Consider the following 14,818-nt stretch of genomic DNA (forward strand, 5'->3'; position numbering starts at 1 on the left):
AATTCCCTGTAATCAGCATCTTTATTTTGCTTACGTAGTACAATTGATTAAAACATTGTACCGTGGCAGACGCCATGCTGCTTGACGAAGAGATAGCAATCAATACTTATAATTAAATTTTTCTAACCTTCGTTTCTTATAAAGAAACAAGACATATACCTAAAAAAAGAATAGAATTTGTTTTACGTAGGGTAAAAAAGAAAAAGCTCTGTAGTTGTTAGATTAGCAGAACATTAGAAATAAGGACGATTTTATAATGAGATCGGTATACAAAACCGGTCTGGTTTTCAAGCTGTCCTAAAAAGTAAATAAGCCTGTTTGCAAAAGCAGATATCTTCTTGACAACCAACTGCTAATGTGCTGACAGGGGTAAACAGCCCTTGGCTTAGCATAAAGGAATAATCATTGCTTAACAAAATAAAATTCCATAAAATGCTTTTTATTAAACTCATATTATCCGGATTGAGCGCAACCATACTGATGGTACTCGTACAAAAACTATACGTTACGGTTAGCCAAAGGGGAATTACGCTAACCGAATTATTTAGTTATTTACTAATTGAAACGCGTAAGGAGGAAACGAGGCCCACGGGAATGTCCAATCGTTTATACATAGGCTTTATTGTGTGTTATTTGTTGGGGGTCTTTTTCGTTGGCGTTTATTATCTGTTATGGCGCCTTGGCGTAGGAAGATCTGATGTAATAACGGCGCTTCTATTTGGAGCCGCCCATGGATTAGCGAGTATTTTGCTCGTTAGAATTACCTTAAAGAAACACTTAATCTCTCTTGGTATAAATGCTCATTTCTACCTAGGTTTATTTTTTGCACATATCATGTTTTCATTAACTGCGATCGTGACATTCAATTTAGTTACGCAAATTATGCGCGTAGGCGAAATACAACCTTAATAACGGAGGCTTGCAACGAGCAATTTTGCGTCGGGCATTTCTTCTTCGGATAACACATATATATTTCCACCGTTCTGAATAGTATGAATGATCGCTTGATTAACAAGACACTCATCACCATATTCTTTTTCGGTATGGAGCGTTACTTGATTACGATCCTTGTCAAATTTTCCCCATGCATGACTTCGTTCTTTGACAAAAAGGTTTTCTACTTGTCCGAAAAAACTGGCTGTAATGACTTTCGAAAAGTCGTCGCAGCTGGTCCCTCCTCCAAGATTGTTATAATAGTTTGCTAACGCGCTTCTGACCGGTTTCTGCAAAAAAGGGATCATCATATTTCTCGATTTTTCAAAAATGATGTGGGTGTCTACCCGCTCGTAATTACCGGCTAAATATTCAGGTACAATATTTCCATACCGACTGATCTGTCTATATTTCGCTGCCATATATGCTACCCCGGCTAATAGTAAAGGCGCTTTCTCATTTCCCAATTTTTCCTTCCATAATGTTTGATCGACTTCTTTTAAATAAGCTGCCACATATTCTTCTTCATCTGCGAGTCCAGCGTCATGCCCATGAGCACTACCTATGCCGGTTGCTGGGCTCCCTCCTGCTCTGAACAACCTCTGGCCACTTTTCTCTTCAAAATGGATGACATCATCCATACCTCTTGGTAAACCCTCAATGCTCAGTTCTTCAATAGAAAAGGCAGTCCCTCTATAAAAAGCCGTTGCGTTTTTACTAATGGCTAGTACATAGAAATGTATATCATTATTAAGTAGCGGGAAAATAGGTGTGAGATAAAAGGTGTTATTAACATAGACTTCCTCTTTTATTGATATGGGTAGTTTTTTGACCAAAAAAGAGTCTGCTGTGATGAATAGCGCCAAACCATAATCCAGTTTATACCAAAATTCCTTATCATCTAACAATTCATAGCTTGGCTTAAGCAATTGTTGTATGTCTGCTTTGTCTCCGCCTGAATCAAGAACCTGCTTTTCCACATTCTTCAATATATTCTTATATAATAACCGGTCTTGTTTTTCGTTCACTTCAAAACCGGAACGGTGGGTTGGCATGTAGATGGTGATACAGCGATCGCTTTTTACATTTGCCAACCCTAGAAATTGCTCTCTCGATATGGTGTCCATAATCATTGTCTTTTTAATGGGTTTGAATATTTAGCTAGTTAATTAAGCTTGCTGCTTAGTTTCTTCGCAATTTGAAGGTGATTTCTTATAATGGGTATGTTTTTGTTAGCAAATGATTGTATATGTACATCCTTAGCATGCGCTCCAGCTTGGTCAAATAAGGTTAACGACGTTGTATGGTCTTCGATCATTTGTTGTAAAAAAGCACTTTCAAAGTCTTTCCCCGACTTACTTCTTAGGCGATTAAGCTTGTCTGTGTGTGCGTCATCTAAACTTTCTGGGATTTGCACTCGTCTCTCTGCTACAATATCCTTCATGTCTTTAGTCAACTGTTGATGTTGTGTAATCAACAGTTTAGCATAACTTTGGATGGCTGTATCCCTAGACTTCTCGCTCGCCAACTTGCCCGCTTCGATCTCTCCCATTCCAGACCTTATAACTGCATTCACAAAGGCTTTATCTTCAGACTCCAAAATTCCCGAGTCAGCTTCCATTTTGTTGGTAATAGAATCCTCCATGCTCAAAGGTCTATTTCTGTATTTGTTTCGTTCTTGTTCGTTACAGCTTAATATAAAGAATAACGAACCTATCGCAATTGCCACTTTGAACATCATAAAAACTTTTTATTATAATGAAACAATTAATATACCCATTTCATTTGCTGGTGTTTAAAGGCTTTTAAAATAAAAATGCCAGTGTTTTCGTCGTGTTGACATAATAACTAATCCACTTTTCTATACAACACATAAAACCATACCAATCATTTCGGTCGGTCCATAATTTGCATAAAACCTGTTTTCTCGCCGCGGCGCTTACCTTTTAAGGTTGACCATAGCAGTCCATTTTTTTATTTCTTGGTTATCGCCGTACTTAATTCGTTTGTATTCGAAAACTTTCAATTCCTATTCTATGTTCTTAAGAAGAATCCCACAGAATAAGGTGTTCTGTATACAGATCATAAAAAAGATTTATATGTCAACTAATAATTTTTTTGAAAAATTCTCCGATAAAATAACCGGCTGGACAGGGAGTTCTACTGCCTTCGGAATAGCCTTTGGAATTGTCATCGGTTGGGGGCTCTCCGGGCCGATTTTTAAATATTCTGACACTTGGCAGCTGGTAATTAACACAGGAACTACAATTGTTACGTTTTTGATGGTGTTTTTGATTCAAAAGTCACAAAACAAAGACTCAAAGGCAATCCAGCTAAAGTTAAATGAACTTGTTGCCGCGAATAAAAAAGCGAGTAACCGTATGGTGGACGTTGAAGATTTTACAGAGGAAGAGCTAGATATGCTCCATAAATTTTACGAAAAGCTGGCGGATAAGGCCAAACAGGAATCAGATATTCATCAATCACATTCTATAGGAGATGCAAAAGGAATCAATAAGTCGAAAAAAAAAGGAGCAGACGAATAGCTCATCTCAACCCGGCCATTTATCCCTGTTCTATATAAAGACAAATGGGGTTTATTAAGGCTATTATTTATAGCTTGTCTTACTTTATGTTTTTATTTCAAGGTAGCTGTTTTGCTTTCGTTAAATGTGTTTCTAAACATTTTAAAAGTGTACTAAATTTTACATATTACTGGTGATTCGGGCAATATGCCTCTTAAACAAAATCCCCGGAGCCACTCGATAGAAAGACGTAACGGCATGGATTTCGCTTGAATATACATATGGAAAATCTCGAAGCGAAAACACCTCTGTTGAATGACCTAATACAGCTTAATAATGACCGAATAGCTGGATACGAAAATGCTATTCAGGAATTAGATGATAATGATACTGATTTAAAATCAGAATTTCACAATTTTATAACGCAAAGCTATCAATTCCTTACTGAATTAAAGGATGAGCTCGAGCGAACCGGTGGAAAGGCAAACGATAGGGCGACCGTTGAAGGCGAGTTTTTTCGAAGTTGGATGGATATGAAGGCTTTGTTCAGCGAAGACAAGAGACGAGCAATTCTTAAAAGTTGCATAGAAGGCGAAAATATAATTTACGAAGCCTATGATTATGCAGAAAAATTGGAAGAACTCCCTTCTGATGCGCGCTTTCTTCTTTCACAACACAAACAACAATTAAAATTGGCAAGTAATAAGGTGATGACGCTCTACGAAGCTGAAAATAGAGCGTAACTAACATGTTAAAAAAAATAAAAAACAATTTAAAAATCAACATGTTAAATCATAACACAGTACATTTACCTTATTACTTAAGCTATGAACGCGAATATCAAATTAAGAATTCAGAATCCACTATTAAAAACCGGCTTACAAGCCATGTTAAAGGAAGAGAAGAATTTATTGTTGTTGAGAGATGAGTCTTACGACGAACTGGCAGATGTTTGTTTGTTTGAACTGAATAATGAAGACGATATTCGGTATTTGAAAAAGATGGAATCCCTATCATTGAGGTCCCGAATGCTTGCCATCTTGTCGTCTAGCGATTTATCCCTGGTTACGCAATCGCTCGAACAACAAATAGCCGGTGTAATTATGGATAACGCTTCGGAAGAAGAGCTGTTATTCGCTATCGAATACATAATCAAGGGAAACAAATATGTAGCACCCAGTATATCCTTGCAGTTTATTCAGAAACTTGGTAGCTTGGGTTTATCAACGCTTTTTTCATCCAAAATGGAATTGCTTAATCAAAAAGAGCGAGACGTATTGGAGTTAATTATGAGCGGTCATGCCAACAGGGAAATAGCCTATCAGCTATTTACCACCAAAAGGAAGATCGAGGAAATACGAAAATCTATCATGAAAAAAATAGGTGTAGACAACAATTTAAGCTTGACGGCTTTTTATCTTAATCAAGAGCTGTATCATAAGGATCATTTAGGCACAACATAAATGTATTCACAAGACAGATTACGACAGAGTAATCTGTCTCTAATCAATCGAGTAGCAAAATCTTCCGAAATACATATGTCATTCGTTAATGACATCGTATGTATTGTCTGATATGCCGTATAAGAATCGACTCGGTTTTGTAAATACAGCGTCCCAAGAAGAAACATAAGCTGGCATCGTGATAAACAAATTTTCCTTGGCTCTGCTACAAGCGACGTAAAATAAACGTCGCTCCTCCTCTATTTCTTCTAAAGATGCCATTGATCTTACCGAAGGCAAGATACCATCAAGGGCAAACGGAACAAAAACGGTATGCCATTCCAAACCTTTAGCAGAATGTATTGTTGAAATCGTAAGAGGTTTTTCGTCACTTTCATCAAAGGGTATAGTCTTATCCTGATATCGGTTGGATGGCGGCTCTAACGTAAAATCAGCTAAAAATTTCTCTAAATCTTCGTATTTAGCTGCAATCTCTGCAAATATCTCAAGATCAATTTCTCTGGCGTCAAAATCGTCTTCCAATTGTTTTAATAGCGGTTTATAAAATTCATAGATCGGAGGAATTAAATCGACGGGTGCAGAACCTAATTGCTGCATTCGATTAAATAGATCTAAAAGTTCTTTTAAATGTTCTCCATGCTTTTTCCCTTCAAACAAATTAGTTTCAATTCGACCGTGTTGCTCATGTATTTTAACAATAATTTCTTTTGCGCGTACGTCTCCAATGCCTTCGAGCAACTTTAGAATACGATGCCAGGCCACGGCGTCCATCGGATTCATCATAATTTTTAGGAAGGACACCATGTCCTTGACATGTCTTCTTTCACCGAATTTTATTCCTCCTACTACAATGAATGGAATATTCCTCTTCATCAATTCTGCTTGTACAAAATTGGATTGCCATGACGCTCTGCTTAGTATAGCGAAATCAGAATATTCTAAATCATTTTCCTTCAGTGTCATGACGGTGTCCACAATATAAGCCGCTTCTTCGGTCGTATCGACTAACCGATTTATGCGAGGCTTTCGTCCCTTATGTAATCGAGAAAATAATTCTTTTTTAAAACCGATCCGAGCACTTTCCATCAGCTTGTTTGTAAAATCCAAAATGCGTTGTGTACTCCGATAGTTCTCCTCAATTTTTACTACCCCACAATTTTCAAAATGTTGTGGGAAACGAAGAATATTCTCGAAGTTAGCTCCACGGAATGAATAGATACTTTGTGCATCGTCACCGACAACCGTTATGTTTCCTTTTTGTGATAACAATTCCACGATCTCGCGTTGAATATTGTTTGTATCTTGATACTCATCTACTAAAATGTAAGCTACTTTCGCCTGTAGCACTTGTCTGAAATGCGTATTAGTTTTTAGTTTATCACGTAATATATCAATCAAGTCATCGTAATCCATTAAGTTCGACCGCTGCTTGTATGCAGCGAGCAAAGTATAAATTCGCTGAAAGTCTTTTACAAATCGCTCATATTCGGGAAAATATTCGGCAATAACATTCTCAATACCCAATTCATGATTCTTTGCTTTAGAGAAGATACTCTGAATCGTACTTGATTTAGGAAAATGCTTACTTCCTTTTTTTGGCGTTAAGTTTAATTCGGTTTTTAGAAGGCTGATGATATCGACCACATCCTCGCCATCAATGATGGTAAAGTTTGGTGGAAGGCCGACTAAAGCATGGTACTTTCGCAATGCATAATTAGCAAAAGAGTGAAAAGTTCCACCTAGTACATTCGTAATAGACTTGGCATGCAGCAACTTTTGTACCCGGTTAAGCATTTCATTAGCCGATTTCCTCGTAAAAGTGAGCAGCAAAATCTCGTTTGGTTCAAATCCCTTTTCAATTAGATAGCTTACTTTATAAGTAATAACACGCGTCTTACCCGTACCGGCTCCTGCAATAACCAATAAGGGCTTATCTAGGGTACATACTGCAGCTAACTGCTGCGGATTTAGCTCTTTTTTATAGTTGATTTTAAGATTGGAAAGATCATAAGTACGGTAAATATCAACAAGCTTCTCATCAATATGCTTTGCAGCATCCATTAATGTCCGAAGATACGTAGGGATTTGCGTATCAAAATTCTCAACTTGAAGGGGTTTACTTAATAGGTCTTTGAGCCCTTCTTTTTTTTGCTTGGAGTAGCTTACTATGTTTGTATCAAACAGCAAACCATCCAACAAACGGTCCAAATCTACCGACTGTCCTTCCCTATCGTCCCGCTTATTTTTATCGTCATTGGTCGGATCCATATCAAAAGCTATTACTAATGAATTAAAGAATCAAAATTACACTAATTTTTTTAGCATTCCAACATATGCTTATAGATTACATAGGTTTATCCCGCTCCGTGTAGCTGTAGATACGTTTTAGGGGTTTTACCTGTTACCGATTTAAAAATTTCGTGAAATGAGGTATAATTGCTAAATCCACTTTCGTAACATATCTGCTTGATTGTACCTTTGTTTTCTACCAAAAGCTTACAGGCATAACCAATACGGACTTCCTGTAAAAACCGCGTATAAGTTTTCCCGGTGCGATTTTTAAAATATCGGCAGAAAGAACTGGGTACTAAATCAGCTATGGCGGCTACCTGATCTAATTCGATTTTATTTCTAAAATTTTTAAGGGTGTAGTTGTAAATACTATGCAGGCGATTTGTTTCATTTTCACTGTGTTTATAGGAAAAACCAACGGAGGCTAGTACACAGGGTGACTTAATGTTCGCTATATAATGTAAACAGGTTAGTAGAGACATTAACCGATTGAATCCCTCTAATTCATATATAGCTGCCATGAGATCAACAACAATTGGATGCTCGTGTCCTTTTAGCATAATTCCTCGTTGTGCCGAATCAAACAAGTGCTTAAACAAGCGAAACTCCGGTAAACTAAGCCATGCTGCGCCTAAAAAATTTTCATGGAAGTGTATAACCGTCGAATAAGGTTGCTCATTACTTTCGTCGTATTCTGCATCGTAACGCCAATAATGAGGTAAATTTGAACCGACCAACACGATGTCGCCAGCTTTAAATCGCTGAATATGATCTCCTACGAACTGAGTGCCACTTCCCTGATGAAAGTGTATGAGTTCTAATTCGGCGTGGCAATGCCATCGATTATTGATGTTTGCTTTTAGCTCTTTACGAACCTGAAAAGAGCTCGAATGCCCTGAATGTAAAACAATTTGCTCAACTTTCATTAAACCACTGTTATATTAGTTTTCATTGCCGAAAATATGAACCGTTCTGCGCTCTCATACCAGAACTCATAAAACAACAATATTCAATATGATAATCTATAAAAATAAGGCTATTTTTCTTTATTTGAACAATATGGAATATACAAAGTTAAAATCCCGTAACAATAGGCTAATTGTTTTAAATGAAAAATCGTTAAAATGCGTCTTATTTGTATTCGAAAAACTTAAGAGAAATGAAAACAATTATATGTCAAGAACCTGGTAAATTAGAGATAGTTCAATCAACGGTTCCGCGTCTATCGGCAGGACATAGTATCATACAGATAGAGAAAGTTGGCATATGTGGCACCGACATACATGCTTTTGACGGTACTCAGCCTTACTTCGAGTATCCAAGAATCCTTGGACATGAATTGGCGGGGAGAATACTTGAGACGACTCCTGATTCAAACTTAGAAAAAGGAGATTTGGTTACTGTTATGCCTTATCTTCATTGCGGAAAATGTATCGCCTGCAGAAAAGGAAAAACAAATTGCTGCGCTCAAATGCAAGTGATCGGCGTGCATATTGATGGCGGTATGCGCCGTTATATAAGTGTACCAAATCATCTGATTATTAAAGAAAACCAGCTTAACATACAACAACTGGCCCTAATTGAGCCTCTTGCGATTGGCGCACACGGTGTAGCTAGGGCTCACTTCGTAGCGGGCGATTTTGTGTTAGTCATAGGCGCGGGTCCAATTGGTCTTGGTACCATGGAAATGGCAAAGGTGCGCGGTGCAATAGTTATTGCTATGGATATCAATCCCAATCGTTTACAGTTTTGCAAAGAGGCGCTCAACATACCTTACACGATTTTAGCTACTGCAGAAGATTCCATGGATTCGCTGCGTACAATAACGAACGGAGAAATGCCAATAGCTGTATTTGATTGTACCGGGAATTTAAATGCGATCAATCGTGCATTTGAATATGTTGCTCATGGTGGCGAGTATATATTGATTGGCCTTCAAAAAGGCGATATTATATTCAATCATCCTGCCTTTCATAAACGCGAACTTACATTAATGAGCAGTCGAAATGCCACTATACAAGATTTCGAGCACGTTATAAAAAACGTGAAAGAAAAGGCTGTCGATCCGGAAAAATATATCACACATCAATTTGAAGCGGATCACATTCATGAAGCTTTTAAAACTTGCACAAGTACTTCATCTGCTGTCATTAAAGTTTTAGTTGACTTTAGTTCCTAATGAAAGAGCTTCAAGATAGCCTTTTTAGAGGTACTCACATAGAGAATCTTTTCTATGTTCTGGATATTCCTTATGTTTACAGAAATTTTATGCGTGATGAATATTAAGAAAACCTATCCATTTGTTATTTTACTTGCTGTTTTTGTGAGTATGCAAGCTTGTAAATCGAAGAAGATGGCTGTGCAGCCAAATGCCGTCGTTGAAACAGTTAAAAAGGAAGAGCCGGTAAAAGAGAAAGAACCGGAGCCTGCGCCTGTCGAAGAAAAGGAGGAAGAACCGGTCGTTGAGAAACCCAATTATAACTTTAAAAATATTTTGTTTGAGTTCGATTCAGGGGTGCTAAAAACCGCTTCTTATAGTGTATTGGATCAAATCGTACGAGAAATGAAGAAAGACCCCTCTGTTAAGTTTACCATTAATGGGCATGCTTCTCTAGAAGGATCGGCTGAACATAACATGGCTCTATCGGTTGATCGCGCCAACGCCGTCAAACTTTATTTGGTAAATGCAGGTATAAGTCCGGATAATTTAACCGCGCAGGGCTTCGGAGCAACCAAACCGGTGGCTACTAACGAAACGGAAGAAGGTAGGTCGCAAAACAGAAGAGTGGAAATAAAGCTCTCGAAATAATCAGTTTGCCAGCCTAACTACATCAAATCACACAAAAGACAAGGCCAACTTTTAGTTGGCCTTGTCTTTTGTGTTTTCATAGGATAGTATACCTTACATAGAAGGATAGGACAGCGTATTTATCTTATTACTGCTTATCGCCAAAATCTGATTGTATTCTTCTAGTAGATTGATATATTTATCTTTCCAATAGTTTATTTTCTCACGCTCTTCACTCAGTAAAGCGGTGTTCAACAGTTTACTATTGTTGAATGCATGCTGAAACTCTTCTGATGAAAACAGCTCGGGAAATTCATTTGAAAAGTCGTGCTTCAAAGCGCAACCTATTTTGAAGATGATTTCCGGTTTGAATTTGGGTTGATTAAACCAGTTATAAATGGATCTACGGTTTACTTTCATCAGTCTGGCTAGTTCACTGATACTATAACCGTTACGTCTAATTGTTCTTTCGATAATTTCGCCATAATGCTTGTCCATAGTTTTTCTCATTAGTTGGTAGTAATTTTATTTTGCTACACAAAGAAACGAGACAATTAGCGTAACCACTAGAGGAAAAAGCACAAAAAAATACAGGAAATTTCCTGTTTTTGTATATTAGCTATGTAATATAGCGATAAAATACATGTTTAAACTACAATTTTTCACAAAAAAATAACCTTATATTAATCTACATGTGGAAGCTTGGGCATATATTCCCATTCGTGAGTGTATTGTTTGTTGATTTTCCACAGATTGAGTAAAACATTTGTTTTAAGTATTTTGTTAGTTAGTTAAGTTAAATCATTTTTAAATAAACTTATATGCATTCGCGTCGGGAATTTATACATAGATTAGCAATTTCAACGGCTGGTATACCGTTTTTATCAAGCAAATTTCCTTTTTTTGACGATCGTCCACTAAGAGTAGCTATTATGGGCTTGGGTGGCTACGGTACACGTGTCGGTGAAGCAATGCAGTCTTGCAGACGAGCCAAACTTGTAGGTGTTATTAGTGGCACTCCTTCGAAAATAAAAGCTTGGCAAGAGAAATATAATATACCTGATAAAAACTGCTACAACTATGAAAATTTTGATAACATAAAAGAGAATACCGATATCGATGCAGTTTATGTTATTACGCCTAATGCGCTTCATCACAACCATGTGATAAGGGCAGCAAAAGCAGGGAAACACGTCATATGTGAGAAACCGATGGCTCTTAACGCAAAGGAAGGACAAGACATGGTAAACGCATGCCGCGAGGCTAATGTTAAGCTCTTGGTGGGTTATCGCATGCATTTTGAGCCCAAGACGTTGGAGATTGTTCGGATGAGAAAGGAAGGCGAATTTGGGAAAATTTTATTTTTTCAGGGCCTGTCCGGCTTTAAGATAGGTGATCCGAATCAATGGAGATTAGACAAAGACCTAGCGGGTGGTGGCTCTTTGATGGATATAGGGATTTACGCTATAAATGGCGCCCGTTACATGGTAGGTGAAGAACCTGTTTGGGTCACCGCGCAAGAGACAAAAACGGATCCACAGAAATTTAAAGATGGTGTGGACGAAACGATTCAATTTCAAATGGGATTTCCAAGTGGTGCAGTTGCATCGTGCTTATCAACGTACAATATGAATAATTTGGATCGTTTCTTTTTAAATGGTGAAAAAGGTTTTGCTGAGCTGCAGCCTTCAACAGGGTACGGTCCAATAGAAGGTAAAACACACATCGGACCATTAACACAACCGCACAAAACGCACCAGACAGTGCAAATGGATGAAATGGCCGGTATTATTTTGGACGGACATAAAGCGATTGTTCCTGTAGACGGAGTGGAAGGCTTAAAAGACTTACAGATTATTGATGCGATTTATGAAGCCTGTCGGAGTGGACAAAAAGTTTCATTACAAGCTTAACGACAATAACGACGTAAGAATATAATATTATTCAGACAATGAGGATTTCCTTGTTACGAAACAGATCCAGCCTTTTATCTTCGCTGGGAAGATCTGTAACAAGTACATCAACAGGGGCAAGATCACAAACTTTAAAAAAATCATGATGGTTCAGTTTTTCGTGATTACTTAATACAATAGTTTTCAACGCCGCATTCATCATACTCTGCTTTACGTCTCCGTCTTCTCGTATGCGGGCAGTTATTCCATGATTGGGATCTGCAGCACAAGCTCCCATCAAATAGGCATCAGCAACATACATCGAGACTTCCTGACAAGTTCTGGTCCCGACGTTGGTTTCTGTATCACGATTATAAACCCCGCCTAAAACAACGATTTCTATCCCTTTATTCTTTGCCAATATGGGTACCAATGCCTGATTGTTGGTTACCACGCGAAAATGTGCATTAAACGGAAACTGTGTGGCCACTGCACAAATCGTAGTTCCTCCATCCATAAATATCGTTTGACCGTTCTTAACAAATTGTTGTGCTTTGAGGGCGATGACATCTTTACCCTTCTTTAAGTAAGACGATCGATCCTGAAAAGTTAAAGGATTCCTAGATCGCAAAATTGCTCCTCCTCTTACTTTAGATAAGAGGCCATTTTTGTGAAGGATGTCAATATCTCTCCTTATCGTATCTTCTGATACTTTTAGACTCTGTGCCAATAATTCATAAGTGACCATTTCTGAGCCCTTTAGGACCGTCAAAATATGATCTAATCGTTGCTCTTTTACCATTTACAGGTTGCTATTAATACTTTTAAATACCCAATAGTGCAGGCAATTCACTCATTTTCCGGAACACCTGTACGCGTTCGTCGATCCATTCGTTTTCATCATAACCATTTGCAAAGGCATAAACACGAAAACCGCCAGCCAAGCCAGCCGTTATACCGGCTAAACTGTCTTCTATAACCACACATTCAGAAGGCTTATAGCCCATTGATTTAGCAGCGTATAAAAATATACCTGGATCAGGCTTCCAGCTATCAATTTCGTAAGAGCTAAAAATTCGATGAGGTTCAAAGAAACGTATCAGGCCCGTCACCTGAAGATTCAATTCAATTTTCTCCCGGGGTCCGCTTGAAGCGACACAGCAGGGAAGTTTTATAGTTGACAATAGTTCGCTTACACCGGCTATCGGCCGTACCTCTTGTTTGAACCGTTCATACGCTTTTCTACGGAACTCAATCTCAAAATTCTCTGGAAAAGCTTTTCCCCGCCGCTCTTCCAATATCTTGATGGTTTCCAAAATTTGTCGGCCACTAAAAAGTTTGAGTGCTTCTTCCAAATCTATCACAGCCGGCTCCCCTGCCATTTCCAATAAAACGGAAATCATAATGGACTCGGTATCTACCAGGACACCATCGCAATCAAATATTATGCATTTTACATCTAGCATACGGTTTCTTCTTAAATTATTCTGAATAGTTTTTCAACAGTTTAGATCGCTCGTTTCTACGAACGCTATAACTCAAAGCTACCAGTAAAAGCATTAAGCCGATACATGCGAATGCTATTGGAAGCGAAAAGTTATAGGCGATGAACCCGAGAATTGCCGGCCCTATTAATTGCCCGGCATATCCCATTGTCGTAATAGCCGGAATCGTTACGGTTGGAGAAAGGCCATTTATTCGTCCTCCTTCGGTAAAAAATACCGGAACGATATTGGCAGCTCCCAATCCGAGAAGAACAAATCCAAATAATGTACCTGAAATCCAGGGAACGAAAACGACCAATGACAATCCAAACGCTGCCAATAAGCTTCCACCTACTACGACCCGCTTTCCGTCTAAACGCGCCACAATTCGATCACCAACTAAACGCATAATTGCCATTGCTATTGAAAAAGCAGCATAACCACTACCTGCAAATTCAGGTTCTACATACCTAATTTCCCGGAGATAAACGGCACTCCAATCCAACATAGCTCCTTCTGATAGAAAAACGATAAAGCACATGGCACCTAGAAATAGAACACTTCCTTTCATCCAAGAGAAGCCCCCCTGCCCGTCAATAACTTCCGAGGAATTGGATTTTCGTAATTTTATCTCCGAATCTGCTGAAAGCAAATTGGTGTATTGGCTGCAAACGATAAGTAACAACAAAAGTGAAATACTAATAGCGGCTACAATTGGCTCCAGACCGAATCTAATAAAGAATCCTAACCCCAAAGATCCCAATAGCCCTCCCACGCTGAATAGTCCATGAAGCGAGGACATGATAGGTTTAGTAAAGATATTTTGAACCTGTACGCCGTGCGCATTCATGGCTACATCAATGGTGCCGACAGCAGCACCAAATATAAAAAGCATGATTCCCATCAAGATAGGAGACGTCATCAAAAGCAACATCGGTAAGCTAAGGGCCATAATTAAGGTTGAATACAGAATAACCGGTCGACTCCCATATCTCGTTGTCATAACACCCGTCAAGGGCATCATTGTAATGGCCCCGGCTCCCAGAAGAAGAAGCAGTAAACCTAGGTCTGCATCATTAAGGCCTAGTCTTTCCTTAGCATAGGGAACCATAGGAGCCCAACTGGAAATTCCCAATCCACATATCAAAAAAATATATTGTGTTGCGGAACGCGCTTTAGCGGGATTAATTCCATTTATTGAAGTGTTATTCATTTTGCAATATTATGCAAAATCGCATAATATCGCAAAACGAATAACTGAGATGTATCTCCGGATATCCTGACTTCTTAAATAGAGCCCTTGAAAGCTTAGAAACGCTATAGGTTATTGACCGGAATTGTGAGAGTAATTGGTGGTTTTTGTGAAAGCTACCCATATTCCATAAGATTCTGTTTACATTAATTTGATAATCAATAAATAATAAAAAAAATACTGGTATTG

15 protein-coding genes are annotated in these 14,818 nt (G+C 38.4%); 7 read left to right on the forward strand and 8 right to left on the reverse strand.

Going from position 1 to position 14,818, the window contains the following annotated elements:
• Nucleotides 1-432: 432 nt before the first annotated feature.
• Entirely contained in the window at nt 433-909 is a 477-nt protein-coding gene (locus tag ACH11B_RS20425) for a hypothetical protein (protein WP_130855881.1), read from the forward strand.
• Here ACH11B_RS20425 and ACH11B_RS20430 read toward each other — a convergent pair.
• Both ACH11B_RS20430 and ACH11B_RS20435 read right to left on the reverse strand, forming a co-directional pair.
• Nucleotides 906-2,060 (reverse strand): hypothetical protein, encoded by a 1,155-nt coding sequence (locus tag ACH11B_RS20430; RefSeq protein ID WP_130855880.1) that lies wholly within the window; start codon nt 2,058-2,060, stop codon nt 906-908. The two genes, ACH11B_RS20425 and ACH11B_RS20430, sit on opposite strands and share 4 nt — an antisense overlap.
• Nucleotides 2,061-2,098: 38 nt before the next feature.
• Nucleotides 2,099-2,674 (reverse strand): DUF4142 domain-containing protein, encoded by a 576-nt coding sequence (locus ACH11B_RS20435; RefSeq protein ID WP_377608832.1) that lies wholly within the window; start codon nt 2,672-2,674, stop codon nt 2,099-2,101.
• 358 nt (nt 2,675-3,032) lie between these two features.
• Between ACH11B_RS20435 and ACH11B_RS20440 the strand changes: the two genes are divergently transcribed.
• The 3 genes from ACH11B_RS20440 to ACH11B_RS20450 all read left to right on the forward strand — a co-directional run bounded on the left by ACH11B_RS20440 (nt 3,033) and on the right by ACH11B_RS20450 (nt 4,921).
• Nucleotides 3,033-3,479, forward strand: coding sequence for a low affinity iron permease family protein (locus tag ACH11B_RS20440; protein WP_130855878.1), 447 nt, complete (start codon nt 3,033-3,035; stop codon nt 3,477-3,479).
• Between the two features lie 260 nt (nt 3,480-3,739).
• A complete protein-coding gene (locus ACH11B_RS20445; RefSeq protein WP_130855877.1) occupies nt 3,740-4,201 on the forward strand; it encodes a PA2169 family four-helix-bundle protein in 462 nt (153 codons plus the stop codon).
• Nucleotides 4,202-4,285: 84 nt separating this feature from the next.
• Complete coding sequence (locus tag ACH11B_RS20450) at nt 4,286-4,921, forward strand: LuxR C-terminal-related transcriptional regulator (protein WP_377608830.1); 636 nt, start codon at nt 4,286-4,288, stop codon at nt 4,919-4,921.
• 78 nt (nt 4,922-4,999) lie between these two features.
• Here ACH11B_RS20450 and ACH11B_RS20455 read toward each other — a convergent pair whose 3' ends face one another.
• A complete protein-coding gene (locus tag ACH11B_RS20455) occupies nt 5,000-7,189 on the reverse strand; it encodes an ATP-dependent helicase (RefSeq protein WP_377608828.1) in 2,190 nt (729 codons plus the stop codon).
• A gap of 86 nt (nt 7,190-7,275) precedes the next feature.
• Nucleotides 7,276-8,139, reverse strand: coding sequence for an AraC family transcriptional regulator (locus tag ACH11B_RS20460; RefSeq protein WP_377608826.1), 864 nt, complete (start codon nt 8,137-8,139; stop codon nt 7,276-7,278).
• A gap of 233 nt (nt 8,140-8,372) precedes the next feature.
• Between ACH11B_RS20460 and ACH11B_RS20465 the strand changes: the two genes are divergently transcribed.
• Both ACH11B_RS20465 and ACH11B_RS20470 read left to right on the forward strand, forming a co-directional pair.
• Nucleotides 8,373-9,392 (forward strand): zinc-binding alcohol dehydrogenase family protein, encoded by a 1,020-nt coding sequence (locus ACH11B_RS20465; protein WP_377608825.1) that lies wholly within the window; start codon nt 8,373-8,375, stop codon nt 9,390-9,392.
• Nucleotides 9,393-9,488: 96 nt separating this feature from the next.
• Nucleotides 9,489-10,022 (forward strand): OmpA family protein, encoded by a 534-nt coding sequence (locus ACH11B_RS20470; protein WP_377608823.1) that lies wholly within the window; start codon nt 9,489-9,491, stop codon nt 10,020-10,022.
• A gap of 93 nt (nt 10,023-10,115) precedes the next feature.
• Here the strand turns inward: ACH11B_RS20470 and ACH11B_RS20475 are convergent, their stop codons facing one another.
• A complete protein-coding gene (locus tag ACH11B_RS20475; protein ID WP_013667096.1) occupies nt 10,116-10,499 on the reverse strand; it encodes a helix-turn-helix domain-containing protein in 384 nt (127 codons plus the stop codon).
• Between the two features lie 323 nt (nt 10,500-10,822).
• Here ACH11B_RS20475 and ACH11B_RS20480 point away from each other — a divergent pair, with 323 nt between their 5' ends.
• Nucleotides 10,823-11,914, forward strand: a complete 1,092-nt coding sequence (locus ACH11B_RS20480) for a Gfo/Idh/MocA family protein (RefSeq protein WP_377608822.1) — start codon at nt 10,823-10,825, stop codon at nt 11,912-11,914.
• Nucleotides 11,915-11,945: 31 nt separating this feature from the next.
• On the opposite strand, the gene ACH11B_RS20485 is transcribed toward ACH11B_RS20480, so the two are convergent.
• Genes ACH11B_RS20485 through ACH11B_RS20495 form a run of 3 tightly spaced genes read right to left on the reverse strand, consistent with a single transcriptional unit; the run spans nt 11,946 to nt 14,590 of the window.
• Complete coding sequence (locus ACH11B_RS20485) at nt 11,946-12,695, reverse strand: DeoR/GlpR family DNA-binding transcription regulator (protein ID WP_130855871.1); 750 nt, start codon at nt 12,693-12,695, stop codon at nt 11,946-11,948.
• Between the two features lie 22 nt (nt 12,696-12,717).
• Entirely contained in the window at nt 12,718-13,359 is a 642-nt protein-coding gene (locus ACH11B_RS20490) for an HAD family phosphatase (protein ID WP_013667099.1), read from the reverse strand.
• Between the two features lie 16 nt (nt 13,360-13,375).
• A complete protein-coding gene (locus ACH11B_RS20495) occupies nt 13,376-14,590 on the reverse strand; it encodes an MFS transporter (protein ID WP_013667100.1) in 1,215 nt (404 codons plus the stop codon).
• Between the last annotated feature and the right edge of the window lie 228 nt (nt 14,591-14,818).

This window comes from Olivibacter sp. EAT-5, from assembly GCF_044784325.1.
GTDB classification, from domain to species: domain Bacteria; phylum Bacteroidota; class Bacteroidia; order Sphingobacteriales; family Sphingobacteriaceae; genus Olivibacter; species Olivibacter oleidegradans.